15 protein-coding genes are annotated in these 14,634 nt (G+C 63.2%); 11 read left to right on the top strand and 4 right to left on the bottom strand.

The window, feature by feature from the left end; genetic code table 11:
* Nucleotides 1-213 precede the first annotated feature (213 nt).
* The 10 genes from BC363_RS04770 (at nt 214) to BC363_RS04725 (ending at nt 9,659) form a co-directional block, all read left to right on the top strand.
* Nucleotides 214-1,482: an ABC transporter substrate-binding protein gene (locus tag BC363_RS04770; protein WP_065785755.1), complete on the top strand. Its 1,269-nt coding sequence runs from the start codon at nt 214-216 to the stop codon at nt 1,480-1,482.
* A 139-nt stretch (nt 1,483-1,621) separates the two neighbouring features.
* The gene (locus BC363_RS04765) at nt 1,622-2,497 is read left to right on the top strand and encodes a sugar phosphate isomerase/epimerase (RefSeq protein WP_161952435.1); all 876 of its coding nucleotides are present in this window, start codon (nt 1,622-1,624) and stop codon (nt 2,495-2,497) included.
* The gene (locus BC363_RS04760) at nt 2,494-3,279 is read left to right on the top strand and encodes a 6-phosphogluconolactonase (protein WP_065785753.1); all 786 of its coding nucleotides are present in this window, start codon (nt 2,494-2,496) and stop codon (nt 3,277-3,279) included. Before BC363_RS04765 ends, BC363_RS04760 begins: the two co-directional genes overlap by 4 nt.
* A gap of 11 nt (nt 3,280-3,290) precedes the next feature.
* Nucleotides 3,291-4,217 (top strand): ROK family protein, encoded by a 927-nt coding sequence (locus BC363_RS04755; RefSeq protein WP_065785751.1) that lies wholly within the window; start codon nt 3,291-3,293, stop codon nt 4,215-4,217.
* Nucleotides 4,214-5,287 (top strand): sn-glycerol-3-phosphate ABC transporter ATP-binding protein UgpC, encoded by a 1,074-nt coding sequence (ugpC, locus tag BC363_RS04750; protein WP_065785750.1) that lies wholly within the window; start codon nt 4,214-4,216, stop codon nt 5,285-5,287. The genes BC363_RS04755 and ugpC overlap by 4 nt, the downstream gene beginning before the upstream one ends.
* A 22-nt stretch (nt 5,288-5,309) precedes the next feature.
* Nucleotides 5,310-6,206 carry a sugar ABC transporter permease gene (locus BC363_RS04745; protein WP_065785851.1) on the top strand — a complete coding sequence of 299 codons (897 nt, stop codon included), beginning with the start codon at nt 5,310-5,312 and terminating at the stop codon, nt 6,204-6,206.
* 1 nt (nt 6,207) lies between these two features.
* Entirely contained in the window at nt 6,208-7,047 is an 840-nt protein-coding gene (locus BC363_RS04740) for a carbohydrate ABC transporter permease (protein WP_065785749.1), read from the top strand.
* A 36-nt stretch (nt 7,048-7,083) separates the two neighbouring features.
* A complete protein-coding gene (locus tag BC363_RS04735; protein ID WP_065785747.1) occupies nt 7,084-8,169 on the top strand; it encodes a Gfo/Idh/MocA family oxidoreductase in 1,086 nt (361 codons plus the stop codon).
* A gap of 36 nt (nt 8,170-8,205) precedes the next feature.
* On the top strand, nt 8,206-8,772 hold the full coding sequence (locus BC363_RS04730) for a TetR/AcrR family transcriptional regulator (protein ID WP_065785746.1): 567 nt from the start codon (nt 8,206-8,208) through the stop codon (nt 8,770-8,772).
* A 35-nt stretch (nt 8,773-8,807) separates the two neighbouring features.
* Nucleotides 8,808-9,659 (top strand): cupin domain-containing protein, encoded by an 852-nt coding sequence (locus BC363_RS04725; protein WP_065785744.1) that lies wholly within the window; start codon nt 8,808-8,810, stop codon nt 9,657-9,659.
* A gap of 40 nt (nt 9,660-9,699) precedes the next feature.
* Here BC363_RS04725 and BC363_RS04720 read toward each other — a convergent pair whose 3' ends face one another.
* Nucleotides 9,700-10,416 (bottom strand): YafY family protein, encoded by a 717-nt coding sequence (locus tag BC363_RS04720; RefSeq protein WP_065785741.1) that lies wholly within the window; start codon nt 10,414-10,416, stop codon nt 9,700-9,702.
* Between the two features lie 76 nt (nt 10,417-10,492).
* Here BC363_RS04720 and BC363_RS04715 point away from each other — a divergent pair, with 76 nt between their 5' ends.
* The gene (locus BC363_RS04715) at nt 10,493-11,104 is read left to right on the top strand and encodes a glutathione S-transferase family protein (protein ID WP_065785738.1); all 612 of its coding nucleotides are present in this window, start codon (nt 10,493-10,495) and stop codon (nt 11,102-11,104) included.
* Nucleotides 11,105-11,183: 79 nt separating this feature from the next.
* On the opposite strand, the gene BC363_RS04710 is transcribed toward BC363_RS04715, so the two are convergent.
* Genes BC363_RS04710 through araG form a run of 3 tightly spaced genes read right to left on the bottom strand, consistent with a single transcriptional unit; the run spans nt 11,184 to nt 14,588 of the window.
* Complete coding sequence (locus BC363_RS04710; RefSeq protein ID WP_065785737.1) at nt 11,184-12,101, bottom strand: aldose 1-epimerase; 918 nt, start codon at nt 12,099-12,101, stop codon at nt 11,184-11,186.
* Between the two features lie 7 nt (nt 12,102-12,108).
* Complete coding sequence (gene araH, locus BC363_RS04705; protein WP_065785734.1) at nt 12,109-13,059, bottom strand: L-arabinose ABC transporter permease AraH; 951 nt, start codon at nt 13,057-13,059, stop codon at nt 12,109-12,111.
* Nucleotides 13,060-13,061: 2 nt separating this feature from the next.
* Nucleotides 13,062-14,588, bottom strand: a complete 1,527-nt coding sequence (araG, locus tag BC363_RS04700) for an L-arabinose ABC transporter ATP-binding protein AraG (protein WP_065785733.1) — start codon at nt 14,586-14,588, stop codon at nt 13,062-13,064.
* Nucleotides 14,589-14,634: the final 46 nt, after the last annotated feature.

Below are 14,634 nucleotides of genomic sequence, written 5' to 3'. Positions count from 1 at the left end.
TAAGGAATTATGCAGCAACTCAAAGTGTTACAGCGACCTTTGCGCGTCTAAATAGACGCGCGGCGCTGTAAGTCAAATAGGCCGGTGGCCTGTTGCCGGCTTGTCGAGGATGTTGTGATTTTCTCGTTTACCCCACTTTACTGTACCGTCTGGACGGTATAGTAACTTGTCATCGCTGATCGAGGCAAAACGTTTTCTGGGGAGGAGACGAGAATGCATTGGACGAAGTGCGTGAAGGCGGCCGCCTTGGCCACCGCGGCGTTTGCCGCATTTCCGGCGGCTGCGGCCGAAGTGTCGATTTTCTGCAGCTCGGCCGGCGCCGAGCTTGAACTCTGCCAGTCGGCCTCCGAGGCCTGGGCCAAAGAGACCGGCAATACCGTCAAGATCAACAAGATGCCGGCCAACTGGGGTGAGGCGCTGCCGCTCTACCAGCAGCTGCTCGCCGGAAAATCCGGCGACGTCGATGTCCTGACCCTCGACAATATCTGGGTCGGCACGCTCGCTTCGCACCTCGTCGATCTCCGGCAGAAGGTGCCGGCCGACGAGGTTTCCAGCCACTTTGAATCGTCGCTTGCCGACGCGACGATCAACGGCCAGCTTCTGGCAATGCCGTGGTTCGTCGATGCCGGCCTGATGTTCTATCGCAAGGATCTTCTGGAGAAGCACGGCAGGGCCGAGCCGAAGACCTGGCAGGAACTCACGGAGACGGCGAAGTTCATCCAGGACAAGGAGCGGGCATCGGGCAGCCCCGATATGTGGGGCTATGTCTGGCAGGGGCGGGCCTATGAGGGCCTGACCTGCGACGCGCTCGAATGGGTGTCATCCTTCGGCGGCGGAACCTTCATCTCGCCGGAGGGCGAGATCACCGCCAACAATCCGAAGGCCGCTGAAGCGCTCGATCTTGCCCGGTCCTGGATCGGTGGCATCAGCCCGGAAGGCGTGTTGAACTACGACGAGGAAGGCTCGCGCGGCGTCTTCGAGGCCGGCAACTCGGTCTTCCATCGCAATTGGAGCTACGTCTGGGGTACGACGCAGGCCGACGGATCGTCGCTCCGCGGCAAGATCGGCGTCATGGCGCTGCCGGTCGGGGCCGAGGGCGGGAAGTCGAGCGGATGTTATGGGGCGGGCCTTCTCGGCGTGTCCAAATATGCCGACGACGTCGACGCGGCCGTCAGCCTGGTCCGCTACCTGACCGGCGCCAAGGAGCAGAAGCGCCGCGCGCTTCAGGCCTATAGCCCGACGCTGAAGGCGCTCTACGAAGACAAGGACATTCTGGCCGCCAACCCATCGCTGCAATTTGCCGAGAAGGCCTATGCCGAAAGCGCCTCGCGTCCATCGCAGGTGACCGGCGCGTCCTACAACCGTGTGTCCCAGCGGATCTTCAATGGCGTGCACAATGTGCTGAGCGGCAAGGAAAGCGCGGGCGATGCCCTGGCCAAGGTCGCGAGCGACCTGGAACGTCTGAAGGCGCGGGGCTGGTAAGCCCCGCCCATCTTCTAGAGCGTTTCCGGTTTAAATGAAGTCGAAGAAACGCTCTAGCTCATTGTTTTTTACGCATTTCCTGACGGAAAACCGCTTCGCACTTTTCCTGAAAATGCTCTGGAGATCGAGGACATCACCCGTGAACATTGCGATAGCACCGTGCTGCTGGGGCGTTTACTGGCCCGAGGGCAACGACATCAGCTGGACCGATTATCTCGACCGCATCAAGGCGGCCGGATACCGGCACACCGAACTCGGGCCATACGGTTTCTTTACCACCGATCCCGCGGCGCTTTCGTCCGAGCTTGGCAGTCGCGGCCTGTCGGTCGTCGCGGCCGCCCATGTCCACACGCTCGCCGATCCCGCCTCCTGGCCGGTTCTTGAGGAAAAGACGCAGGCGATCTGCCGGCTGTTGTCTGAAATCGGCGCGACGCATTTCATCCTGATGGACGAGTCCGAGTTCTATCCGAAGGACAAGATGGGGGTGGTCGATGAGACGGGCTGGCGCTCCGTCGTCGAGCAGACCATGGGTGCCGCGCGTATCGCCCGCTCGCACGGGCTGGAGTTCAGCTTTCACCCGCATGTCGGAACATGTGTCGAGTCTGAGCCGCAGATCGAGCGCCTGCTTGCCGAGACGGAGCCGGGCCTTGTCGGCCTTTGCCTCGACACCGGTCATCACGCCTATTGGAAGGCCGATCCGACCGCCTTCTTCAAGCGTCACCGGGATCGGATCAACGCAATCCACCTGAAGAACGTCGACGGTGCCTACCGCGAACGGGTTCTGGCTGAAGGCATTCACAGCGATCGCGCCTTCGAAGAGGGTATCATGACCGACCTCGATCGCGGCGTCGTCGACATTGCCGCTTTCGTCGCCGAATTGCTGGCGACCGGCTACGACGGCCCGCTCGTGGTCGAGCAGGATTTGGCGCGCGGCCATCCCGACGCGCCGGAAACCATCGCGGAACGGAATTTCCGCTTCGTTTCCGAGCTTCTCGCTGAGCGGGCAAGAGCATGAAGGTCGAAATCCACGATACGCCGCTGTCGATCGGCGAGCACCTCGCTGGCCGGATCATCGATGGCATCCGGACGCGGGGCTCGGAGGGCCGCGCTTATGTGCTCGGTTGCCCGGGCGGGCGCAGTCCCATGCCGGTCTATGAGGCGATCGGCCGACGGCTTGCGGTCGAGCCCGTCGATTGCTCGCGGCTGGTCATCGTGATGATGGACGAATACCTGCAGACCACCGGCGACAATACCCTGACGCCGCCACCCTCGTCGGCGCATTTCTCCTGCCGCGGGTTCGGCGAGCGCGAGATCGTCGGGCGGTTGAACGCCGCGCTTCCTCAGGCGTTCCGCGTGCCTCCCGCAAACTTCTGGATGCCGGACCCAAGCAATCCCGGCGACTACGATGCCCGCATTGCTGCTATCGGCGGCATCGATCTTTTTCTGCTCGCATCCGGTGCCGGCGACGGTCACATCGCGTTCAATCCGCCGGGCTCGGCGCGTGACAGCCGGACGCGGGTGCTCACCCTTGCCGAGCAGACGCGGCGCGACAATCTCGCGACCTTTCCCGACTTTCGCGGCATCGACGAGGTGCCCTCGCACGGCGTGACCATCGGCATCGGCTCGATCGTGGAGCTGTCGAAATCCGTGGCGATGATTGCCTGGGGCGAGGGCAAGCGCCATGCCTGCGAACGCATGCTCGCTGCCACGGCCTACGACGCCACATGGCCGGCAACGATCGTATCCGAATGCCGGGCCGCCGAATTGCACGTCGATGCGGCGGCTGCCGGTCGATGAGGAGTGCGCCTGTGAGCCAGCACGCGATCGGCATCGATGTCGGCGGAACGAAGACCAAGGCCTGCCTTGTGCGCCTGGCCGATGGTGCCGTCGTCACCGAGCGCACGGAGGCGACGCCCTGCCAGGCAGGCGGTCGAGCGGTGCTCGAATTGGTCGGCGTGCTTGCCGAGGCCATGGAAGCCGAAGGCCAGGCGCGCGAGCTTGAGACCGCAGGGCTCGGCCTTTGCCTGCCGGAACTGGTCACCGGTGCCGGCGAGCCGGCATCGGCCTGGAATTTCGATTGGCGCGATCTCGACTATCGCCAGCATCTCAGCCGCCTCGGCGCCGTCCATATCGACAGCGATGTCCGCGCCGCGGCTTTCGCCGAAGGCTGGATCGGTGCCGGCGTCGACGCGGACCCCTTCGTCTATGTGACGATTTCGACCGGCCTGTCGCATTCGCTGGTGATCGGCGGAACGCCCTATGCCGGCGCCCGCGGTTTCGCCATCCATTTTTCCGGCAGCGACATCGTGGCGTTTGCCGGCGAAGATCAGGACCAGCCGGTGCGCCACAATCTCGAGCTTTTCGCCAGCGGCAAGGCGCTCGGCGAGCGTTATGGCAAGCTCCTCGACCGCCCCGGCACGACCGCGCTGCAGCTTTTCGAAGCGGAAGCGCGCGATCCGAAAGCGGCCAAGATGGTCGGTGACGCGCTTTTGTCGCTTGCCTCCTATCTCGGGCAGCTCGTCAATACGCTCGACCCGGCAATCCTCATTCTCGGCGGCGGCATCGGCAGCGACCCGTCAGTCAATGCGCGGCTTGCTAGCCTGACGCGGCCATTCATCTGGGCCGACGGCGCCCGGGATCTTCCCATCATCAGAAGCGTTCTCGGCGACACGGCCTGTGCGGTCGGCGTGGCGGCGCTTGCAAACAGGGCTCGCAAACAGGCGGTGCGCATATGAGCGGAATTGACCTAACCGATGTCGTCAAGCGTTTCGGTGCGCTGACCGTGATCGACAAAGTCAACCTGAGGGTTGGCGAAGGCGAGTTCGTGGTGTTCGTCGGCCCTTCGGGCTGCGGCAAGTCGACGCTTCTGCGGATGATTGCCGGGCTCGAGGAAATCTCCGACGGCGAACTGCAGATCGGCGGCAAGCGCATGAACGAAACGCCGCCGGCAGAGCGCGGCATCGCCATGGTGTTCCAGTCCTACGCGCTCTATCCGCACATGAGCGTCGAGCGCAACCTCGGCTTCGCGCTGGAGACGGCGCGGCTTGCGGCAGGCGAAATCAAGGAGCGGGTGAGCAAGGTCGCGCGCTTCCTCAAGATCGAACATCTGCTGCATCGCCGGCCCGCCCAGCTCTCCGGCGGACAGCAGCAGCGGGTCGCCATCGGCCGCGCGCTGGTGCGCTCGCAAAAGCTCTTTCTCTTCGACGAGCCGCTCTCCAACCTCGATGCGGATCTGCGCATGGAGATGCGGGTGGAGATTGCCCGTATCCATCGCGAGCTCAAGGCAACGACCGTCTACGTCACCCACGACCAGCTGGAGGCAATGACGCTTGCCGATCGCATCGTCGTCCTGAAGGACGGCCGGATTGCCCAGGTCGGGACGCCGATGGAGCTCTACGAACGGCCGGCAAGCAAATTCGTCGCCAGCTTCATCGGCGCACCGCGCATGAATTTTCTGCCGGGCACGCTGCGCCGCGACACGGCCGCGAGCCGCCTGGAGGTCATGGGCGTCACCCATACGCTCGGCCGTATCGACTATGACGGCGAGATCAGCATCGGCCTGCGGCCCGAGGATCTGATCCTTGGCGGTGGCGAGGTGCAGATCCCGGCACAGGTGCTGCTCGTCGAGCCGCTCGGCGGCGAGGCGCTGGTCCATGCGCGCGTCGGCGATGGCCAGATGCTGGTGATGAAGGTGCAGGGCAAGCCGGATCTCCGGCCGAATGCCGACATCACCGTCGGCTGGATGCGGTCAAAGGCGCACCTGTTCGGCGCCGACGAGTTGGCGCTTCGTGCGGCGGAGGCCTGAGACAATGGTGTCAGGTGTCTTGATGAAATCTCTCGGCTTGCGTCAAGCCCGCGCCCGCACCGCCTGGTGGTTCCTGGCGCCGAGCCTGTTGGTGTTGACGGCCGTTGCCCTCTGGCCGCTCGGGCGCACCTTCGTCTTTTCCTTCACCGACGCGCTGCTAACGGAGCCGGACTTCTACAGTTACATCGGCTTCGACAATTATCGGGCGCTGTTCGAAGATCCGCTGTGGTGGCAATCGGTTCGCAACACGCTGTATTTCACCGTCATTTCGGTGTCGATCGAGACCGTTCTCGGGCTGACGATCGCGCTTCTCCTCAATTCCCACATCGCCGGGCGCGGCGCCATGCGGGCGATCATTCTCATCCCCTGGTCGATCCCGGTCGTGGTCAGCGCCCGCATGTGGCAGTGGATGCTGCACGACCAGTTCGGCATCGTGAACCACGTGCTGAAAATGGCAGGTTTCATCGACAGTGGCATCGCCTGGACCGCCAATGCCTCCCTGGTCATGCCGGTGATCATCGCGGTCGATGTCTGGATCACCACGCCCTTCATGGTGCTGCTGATCCTGGCGGGGCTGCAGATGCTGCCGCGCGGCATCTACGAGGTCGCGGCAATCGACGGCGTGCCGGCGTGGAAGCAGTTCACCTCGCTGACGCTGCCGCTGCTGGCGCCGAGCATTGCGGTTGCCGTGCTCTTCCGCCTGCTCGATGCGCTGCGCATGTTCGATTTGAGCTTCGTGCTGTCGTCCAACAGCGACGACACCAAGACGGTGTCGATTTATGCCCGCGAGGTCCTCGTCAACTTCCAGGACATGGGCGTGGGCTCCGCCGCCAGTACCGCCGTCTTCCTGATGATCGCCGTCGTTACCGCGATCTATGTCACCGTCTTCCGTCTCAATCGCCGCCTTTTGGGAGTTTGACATGGTCCGAAGCAACACCCGCAAACGCCTGCATCAGGTCGCGATCTACAGCCTCTTCGGCATCGTCGCGCTCTATACGCTGTTTCCGTTCTACTGGATGATCGCGTCGTCGCTGAAGTCGGGCCAGGCGATCTTCGACGTGACGTTCTTCCCGGACCTGAAATTCAACAACTACGCGGCCATCCTGTCGGACGGCGTTTTCCTGCGCAGCCTCTTGAATTCGCTGATCGTCGCCTTCTCGGTCGTGGCCCTTTCGCTCGTGCTGGCGATCGCCGCTGCCTATGCGCTCGGCCGGATCGACTTTCGCGGTCGTTCGCCGATCATGCTTCTGGTGCTCGCGGTCTCGATGTTTCCGCAGATCGCGCTTTTGTCCGGCCTGTTCGAGATGATCCGCTGGCTCGGGCTCTACAACACCGTCGGCTCGCTGATCTTCGCCTACATGATCTTCACGCTGCCTTTCAACATCTGGGTTCTGACCACCTTCATGCGCGATCTGCCGAAGCAGATCGAGGAGGCGGCGATCATGGATGGCTGCTCGCCTTTGCGGATTGTGCGCTGCATCTTCCTGCCGATGATGGGGCCGGCACTGATCTCGACGGGCCTGCTTGCCTTCATCGCCTCGTGGAACGAGTTCATGTTCGCGCTGACCTTCATCCTGACGGACGAGAACCGCACGGTGCCGGTGGCGATCGCGCTGATCTCGGGCTCCAGCCGCTATGAATTCCCCTATGGCGCGATCATGGCGGCGTCGACGATCGTCACCGTTCCATTGGTCATCCTCGCTCTCATCTTCCAGAAACATATCGTCTCCGGCCTGACAGCCGGTGCGGTCAAGGGTTGAATTGTTGCCTCACCCAGAGGCGGAAAGGTTGCTTTCATGCGTGTCGTTCGCGTTGGTTTGATCGGGCTTGGCGAAGTCAGCCAGCTCATGCATCTACCGATCCTGGCGGATCACCGGAACCTGTTTGAAATCGTCGGCGTCTATGACGTGTCGCCAAGCCTGACGGCCTATTGTTCGGCGCGCTATCCCGGCGCAAGGCCGTTCGAAACGGCCGAAGCGCTGGTTGCCGCACCCGATATCGATGCCGTGTTCATCCTCACCCCGGACCAGACGCACAGTTTCTATCTCGAACTGGCGCTGAAAGCGGGCAAACATGTCTTCCTGGAGAAGCCGGCCTGCCTTACCCTTGGCGAGATCGACGCGGTCGCGCCGCTTGCCAGGGCCACCGACCGCCTGTTGTTCGTCGCCTATATGCGCCGCTATTCGCCGAGCTTCCTCAGGGCCAAGGCGATGATGCCGGAGCAGGAAGCGGTCCGCTACGTCCGCGTGCGCGACATCATCTGCGAGGGGCCGTTCTTCATCAAGCAGACCCGCAACATCTTCTACCCCAAAGATCTCGACGCTGCGTTCCTGGCCGAATCCCGTGCGCAGACGGCCGCACTTCTCAAGCAGGTGGTTGGCCAGGATGCGCCTGCCGACCTGATGCGCGCCTATCAGGTGCTGACCGGGCTATCGTCGCACAGCCTTTCGGCGATGCGCGAGCTGATCGGCCTGCCGAAGCGGGTGATCGCCGCCCACCACAAGGCCAACGGCGAATCCATTGTCGCGCTTTTCGACTATGGCCATTTCACCGCGGTTTACGAGGCGCTGATCGACAACGTCGCCCGCTTCGATGCCCGCATCGAAATCCTGTCCGACCGGCGCCAACTGCGGGTCAGCTACGACACGCCCTATATCCGCAACCTGCCGACCTCGCTGGAGGTCATCGATTCGACCGACACCGAGACGGAGACGCGGGTCTTCGGTCCTGACTATACCGATCCCTTCGCGCTCGAACTGCGTGCCTTCCACGATCATCTGGTCAAGGGCACGCAGCCGAAGACCACGCTCGACGATTCGCGCAACGATCTGGCGCTGATGGCCGAGATCGTCGATCGCCTGCGGGAGAGTTCACGGATATAGCGTGCGCTGAGTTTTTCAACACTGGATTGTACCGACATGGCAAAACGTGAAAGCGCACGGGACCGTATTCTGACTGCCGCCGAGGCGATCGTGGTGGGTAAGGGCGTATCCTCGCTGACCTTCGACGAGGTCGCAGAGCAGACGGGCCTGAGCAAGGGCGGCATCCTCTATCATTTCGCCAGCAAGGATGCCCTGGTGCGCGCCATGGTCGAACGGTTCGTCTATCGCTTCGAGACCGGTCTTGCCGGCATCGAGAAGGAAGACGAGGATCCGCACGGCCGCTACACAAGGGCCTATGTCGGCGCGACGCTCGGCGAAGCCGCAAGCACCGGCGAGCAGTACGACCGCCTCGGCGCCAGCATCACGGCGGCGCTCTCCAACTTTCCTGATCTGCTGGAGATCGTGCGCCAGCAGAACATCCGTTGCCAGGCGGCGGTCGAAGGCGACGGCCTCGATCCGGTCGACGCCACGATCATCCGCCTTGCCGTCGAGGGCCTGTGGATGGCGGAGGTCTTCAACGTCATGCATCTCGACCCAGACATGAAGCGCAAGGTCACTGCCCGACTGATCGAGCGGACGCGCGCGCCATCAACCACAAAATAGCGCGCCACCGCGCGCCCGCAGCCAAGGAGTTACCGATGGGCTACAAGCCTTCACCGCGTCCCGTATTCGATCGCGCCAGCCACATTCCCTATGCTGATGTCACCCGCCACCTCTGGGGGGAGGAGAATGCCGGCCTCGTCGACGACTGGATCTATGCATCCACCGACAGCATCCACCAGATCGTCTTCGGCATGCAGCCCGGTGGCTGCTTCAAGCATACCGAAGCCTTTCGCACGATCTTTGGCGCCGATGAAGTGCTCTATGTGCTGAGCGGCACGCTCGGCCTTGCCAACCCGGAAACCGGGGAATTCTGCATCGCGCAGAAGGGCGAGGCGTTGTTCTTCCGCAAGGATACCTGGCATCACGGCTTCAACCTCGGCAACGAGCAGGTCCGGGTGCTGGAATTCTTTGCGCCGCCACCGGCGAAGGGCACGTCCGGCCCCTATGCCCGCACCAAGCCTTATCTCGAGCTTGCGCAGTCGCGCTACAGCCAAAGCGAATTTATCGGACGCTGGCCAATGGAAGCAAAAGCCCGGCGCGATGGACGTACGATCCACCCGATGCGCGATGCCGACCTGCTGTGGAGTCTGGATCAGGCGACACAAGGCGCCTTTACCGGCCTCTACTGCGCCACCGACCAGCTGACGGTCGGCAAGACGACGCTGCTTGCCGGCAAGCGCACCGGCGTCGAACGCCACAAGGGCGACGAATGCCTCTACGTCGTTTCCGGAATGCTCAACATCCATGTCCCGGATGCGGAAGGTCAGGCCTGGTTCGAGCTCAACCCGCGGGACGGCTTCTACATTCCGGCCGGAACCGATCACCAATATTACAACATGTCGGGCGAGCAGGTGGAGTTCGTCTTCGGCGTGGCGCCGGACTTCTGAGCGCCACTTAAACACCGTCAGCGGTATCTGCGGCGTCGGCCTATCCCTTGGGGCGGGTTGGCGCCGCGTCCGTTGTGCCGGCGTTCATGCGGGCAATGAACTCGCGCAGCATCGGCACACGGCGCGGACGGAAGCTGTCGCCGGTCGGCTTCATGTCGGCGATGCGGTCGATGCGGAACTTGCGGAAGTCCTGACGGAGACAACACCAGCCGAGCAGCACCAGGACATGCTCGAGATAGACGATCCCGAGCGGCAGGACACGCCTTTCGCTGTGGCGGCGCTCGGCGTCGACATAGTCGATGACGATTGCCCGTTCCTGCCAGCAGGCCTCGCGAAGCAGCCCGACGTCGATATCGGGCGCGGACCTCTGCTCGAAACGGTGAACCTGTGAGACGGCATGGATCGTCTGCTGCTGCAATCGATCCGGCAGGGTCGCGGTTATCTTCGAAAGCACCGAGTCGGCGGCCCGCGCAAGCTCGGGTTCGCCCATGTGGCGAACTTCGGCCAAACCCAGCACGAGGGCTTCGATTTCAAGACGCGTGAAGGTCTGGGGCGGAAGGGCGATATCCTCGGTCAGGCGATAGCCAAAACCGCGCTCGCCGTCGATGACCGCGCCGGCCGTGCGCAGGCTGTCGATGTCGCGGTAGAGCGAGCGTAGCGACACGCCGGTTTCCTCCGCCAGCCGCGCGGCAGTCACCGGCGGCGGCAGGCTGCGAAGCGCCTGGAGAAGACGAAACAAACGATCGCTGCGCGCCATGAGCCTACTGACGGAAATCGGCAGTTGGGTCGGTTTATAAAGAGCGCAGACAGAAACCGCAATCGAGGATCCTTCAATGTTGACGCTCTATCACGCCCCGCGCTCCCGCTCTTCGCGCATCATCACCTTGCTTCGCGAACTGGATGCGCTCGACAAGGTGAACATCGAAATCGTCGACATCACCCGCGGCGACGGAAGCGGCGCCAAGGACCCGAAAAACCCGCACCCGGAAGGCAAGGTGCCGCTTCTCGTGCACGATGGTGTCGTCATCTGGGAAAGCATTGCCATCATCCAGTATCTGACCGATCTTTTCCCGGCAAAGAACCTGGCGCCGCTTCCCGGCGATCCCAAGCGCGGCCGTTATCTGAGCTGGCTCGCCTGGTATGCCGGTGTCGTCGAGCCGGTGCTGATCGTCGAGGCGGCCGGGCTCTCGCATCCCTATCTGCAGTCCACGTTCCGCGGATCCGCCGAGATGGCGCGCCAGCTGGAAACGGCGCTCACGGCAAGCCCCTATCTCATGGGCGACCAGTTCTCGGCCGCCGACCTGCTGCTCTATTCGCCATTTGCGTGGTTTCCGGAAGCAGCGCCCGATGTGCCTGCCGTCAAGGCCTGGATCGGACGCTGCGCCGCACGGCCATCGGTCCAGTGGGCGGCAGAGTTCGATGCGTCATCGCTCGCTGCGGCTTAGGCACGAAATCGGTGTGAGATACAATGAAGCGCCGCGCGTCAGATAGGACGCGCGGCGCTTCATTGTTTGAACTGGCGGCTTAACTTCGGCGCTCGGCCCGTTCTGGTTCTACGCGTTCCGTGGGCGGGATCGGGTGCGGGGTAAAGGTGATTGTGCCGACAAGGCTTTGGTCATGCTCAAGGATTGAAAGGCCACCAAAACCCGGAAGGTGATGGCCGTTCGGCAGGTGCGTCATCGGCTCAAAGCAAAAGAAGTCTGCGTCCGCAGGCGAATAGAGCATGAAGTGACGGAAGGGCGCCCGCGCTTCGATCTCCAGGCAGAGGTCGTGTTCCGGCCACTTGATGATGGCCTTGCCGTCCCAGTCCTCATAGGCATTGTTCAGCCATCGTGGCGCGATGGGATTGCCCATTTCGAAGTCAAGAGCATCCGGTATCGGCCCGGGCTGGTCGGGCAGGTGACCTGCTCTCTCCGTCCAGAAGCGATCGGCCTTCGCGATCAGCCGTGTGCCGGCGGTTTTCGGGAAGAAGGGGTGGTGACCGAGGCCCATGGGCAAAGCGTGGCGCGATCTGTTGGTGACGGAGAGCGTGACGGAGAGGCGCTCGCCGACAATCCTGAAATGCTGAACGGCCTCATAGGCATAGGGGTTTGGCGCCGCTGCCTCGTGCACATAGCGCAGGCATGCTTCGGTTTCGCTGTGCGAGACCGCCTCCCATGTCGCCAGCCAGCCGTCGCCATGCAGATAACAGGGGTCGCTTGAGTTGGCGGTGAGGACGAAGCGATTGCAGGCGATGCTGAAGCTGTTGCCCTCTAGCCGGTTGCCGAAGGGAACGAGCGGAAAGCTTGCCTCGGCACCGTGGTGTTGCGAGGCAAGACCGCCTGCCGACCTGGGTTGGAAGATCGGCACGCCGCGATAGGAGCCCGACAGGATCGAGCCGCCGAAGCGGCTCAATTCGATCGAAAGCTCCCCATTGCCAAGCTGCAGAACGTCCGCAGACATGGCGCAGCTACGCCCGGCGACCGACCGCGGACGAGCGCAGGTTGTCGAGCAGCACGGCAAGCAGCAGGATCAGGCCGCGCACGACATACTGGTAGAAGGCCTGGATGTTGAGCAGGTTCATGACATTCTCGGCAATGCCCATGATCAGCACGCCGACGATCACGCCGGTCATGGCCGCCCGTCCGCCGGCAAGCGACACGCCGCCCAGCACGCAGGCGGAGATCACCGAAAGCTCGAGGCCGGTCGCCGCGTTTGGTTGGCCCGAAGTGATGCGCGATGCCAGCAGCACGCCGGCAACGGCGCAGACGAGACCCTGCAGCGCAAAAATCCAGATGCGCATGCGCGCAACGTCGACGCCGGCAAGGCGCGACGCCTCCGGATTACCGCCGATCGCCAGCGTGTTCTTGCCGAAGACGGTGCGGTTCAACAGGAAGCCGAAGGCGACGAAGAACAGCGCCATGACCCAGATCGGCGTCGGGATGCCGAGGAAGCGCGAAAGCGCCAGCTGGTAGAAGCTCGGATCGTTGATGCCGACGGCGCGGCCGTCCGATGCGATCAGCGCCAGGCCGCGCACGATCTGCATCGTGGCAAGCGTGGTGATCAGCGCGTTGATGCGGAAGCGGGCGATGACGACGCCGTTGACCGTTCCGACGAGACCGCCGCACACCAGGGCGGCGACGAGGCCGAGCAGGATCGAGCCGGTCGCATTCGATGCCATGACGGCGACCATGCCGGAAAAGGCAACCGTCGAGCCGACCGAAAGGTCGAAGTCGCGCGAGGCGAGGCAGAACATCATGGTGCAGGCGACGATGCCGATGGTGACCACCGACTGCAGCAGGCCCAGCATGTTGCGCTCGGTCAGGAAGTTGGGGACGGTGAGCGACACGACAAGAAAGGCCAGCGCGAAGATGACGACGAGGCCCTGTTCGCCGAGAAGGAGTTTTTTCAAGGAGGTCATCGTCACCGTACCTGTGCGTGAGGAAGAGTGTTGCTGTTTTGAACGTCCGGCAAGGCGGCGGCGAGAATACGCCGCTCGTCGAATTCCGCCCTTGGAATGTCGGCGGCGACGCGACCCTCGCACATCACCATGATGCGGTCGGCGATGCCCATGACTTCGGGCAGTTCGCTGGAGATCACCACGATCGCCATGCCGTCGGCGGCCAGTTCGTAGAGGATTTCGTAGATTTCCGATTTGGCGCCGACATCGATGCCGCGTGTCGGCTCGTCGATAACAAGCACCTTGACGCCCTCTTCGGACAGCCATCGGCCGAGGATCACCTTCTGCTGGTTGCCGCCCGACAGATTGATGATGTCCTGGCGCCGCGACGGCGTGCGCACGCGAAGCTTGGCGATGAACTTGTCGGCAAGCGCGCCCTCTTTTGCGGGATTGATAAGGCCGAAGGGGGAGAAATGGCGACGCGAGGAGATCGTCATGTTTTCCTCAATCGAACGTCCCTGGACGATGCCGTCGAACTTGCGGTCCTCCGGGCAGAGCACGATGCCGGAGCGGATGGAATGGGGTGGGCTGTCGGCCTCAATGGCGACGCCGTCGACCGACACCGTGCCCGTGTCGCGGGCGTCGGCGCCATAGACGAGGCGGGCCATTTCGCTGCGGCCGGCGCCGATCAGGCCGAAGAAGCCGAGGATCTCGCCGCGCCGGACGGAAAAGCTCAAGGGATTGCGAAGCTTCGGTCCCGCGATGCCGTCGACGCGCAGCCGCTCTTCGCCAAGGCTGCGCTCGCGCCAGCCCCAGATGTTGGCGATCTCGCGGCCGACCATTTCGGAAATGATCTGGTCGCGCGTCACCTTCGAGATATCAGGATGATGGGCGGCAAGTTTTCCATCGCGCAGCACCGTCAGGCTGTCGCAGAGGCGGAAGATCTCGTCGAGGCGATGGGAGACATAGAGAATGACCGTGCCGTTGGCGCGCAGGCGGTCGATGAGGGCGAAGAGGATCTCGCTTTCCCGCGAGGACAGCGACGATGTCGGCTCGTCAAGCGCGATAACGCGCGCATCGAGCATGACCGCCTTGGCGATTTCGACCATCTGCCGTTCGCCGATCGAAAGCGAGGCGACCTTCGCGGCCGGATCGACCTCGATGCCGATCTCGGCCAACTTCCGGGAAACGACGCCGGTCAGTTGCTGGCGATCGATGACGCCGGCTTTGCCCGGAAAGCGCCCGAGCCAGAGGTTTTCCGCGACCGTCAGTTCCGGGACAAGCTGCAATTCTTGGTGGATGACGATGACGCCGGCGTGGAAGGCGTCGCGTACCGAACGGTAGTGCTGCTGTTCCCCGTCGATCAGGATTTCGCCGGTGTCGGCGGACTGGTCGCCGGAGAGGACGCGGATCAGCGTCGACTTGCCGGCGCCGTTCTCGCCCATCAGCCCGTGGACGGCGCCTTTTCTGACCGAGAACGAGACGTTCGACAGTGCCTGGACGCCGGGGTAGCCCTTGGAGATGGATCGGAATTCAAGGAAGTCTTGCATCTGCGGCGCTCCGGGAATGGGGCGCCCGGCGATGATAAACCGCCGG

The organism is Ensifer sp. LC384 (assembly GCF_001695865.1).
Lineage (GTDB): Bacteria > Pseudomonadota > Alphaproteobacteria > Rhizobiales > Rhizobiaceae > Ensifer.
Note: the sequence above shows the minus strand (reverse complement) of the source record. Positions and strands in the feature narration are given on the sequence as shown.

Excerpts from the sequence above, each read along its gene's own strand:
- BC363_RS04745 (WP_065785851.1), top strand. The coding sequence starts at position 5,310 with ATGAAATCTCTCGGCTTGCGTCAAGCCCGCGCCCGCACCGCCTGGTGG.
- BC363_RS04760 (WP_065785753.1), top strand. The coding sequence starts at position 2,494 with ATGAAGGTCGAAATCCACGATACGCCGCTGTCGATCGGCGAGCACCTC.
- araH (WP_065785734.1), bottom strand. The coding sequence starts at position 13,059 with ATGACCTCCTTGAAAAAACTCCTTCTCGGCGAACAGGGCCTCGTCGTC.
- BC363_RS04770 (WP_065785755.1), top strand. The coding sequence starts at position 214 with ATGCATTGGACGAAGTGCGTGAAGGCGGCCGCCTTGGCCACCGCGGCG.
- BC363_RS04725 (WP_065785744.1), top strand. The coding sequence starts at position 8,808 with ATGGGCTACAAGCCTTCACCGCGTCCCGTATTCGATCGCGCCAGCCAC.
- BC363_RS04740 (WP_065785749.1), top strand. The coding sequence starts at position 6,208 with ATGGTCCGAAGCAACACCCGCAAACGCCTGCATCAGGTCGCGATCTAC.
- ugpC (WP_065785750.1), top strand. The coding sequence starts at position 4,214 with ATGAGCGGAATTGACCTAACCGATGTCGTCAAGCGTTTCGGTGCGCTG.
- BC363_RS04730 (WP_065785746.1), top strand. The coding sequence starts at position 8,206 with ATGGCAAAACGTGAAAGCGCACGGGACCGTATTCTGACTGCCGCCGAG.
- BC363_RS04720 (WP_065785741.1), bottom strand. The coding sequence starts at position 10,416 with ATGGCGCGCAGCGATCGTTTGTTTCGTCTTCTCCAGGCGCTTCGCAGC.
- BC363_RS04710 (WP_065785737.1), bottom strand. The coding sequence starts at position 12,101 with ATGTCTGCGGACGTTCTGCAGCTTGGCAATGGGGAGCTTTCGATCGAA.
- BC363_RS04735 (WP_065785747.1), top strand. The coding sequence starts at position 7,084 with ATGCGTGTCGTTCGCGTTGGTTTGATCGGGCTTGGCGAAGTCAGCCAG.
- araG (WP_065785733.1), bottom strand. The coding sequence starts at position 14,588 with ATGCAAGACTTCCTTGAATTCCGATCCATCTCCAAGGGCTACCCCGGC.
- BC363_RS04715 (WP_065785738.1), top strand. The coding sequence starts at position 10,493 with ATGTTGACGCTCTATCACGCCCCGCGCTCCCGCTCTTCGCGCATCATC.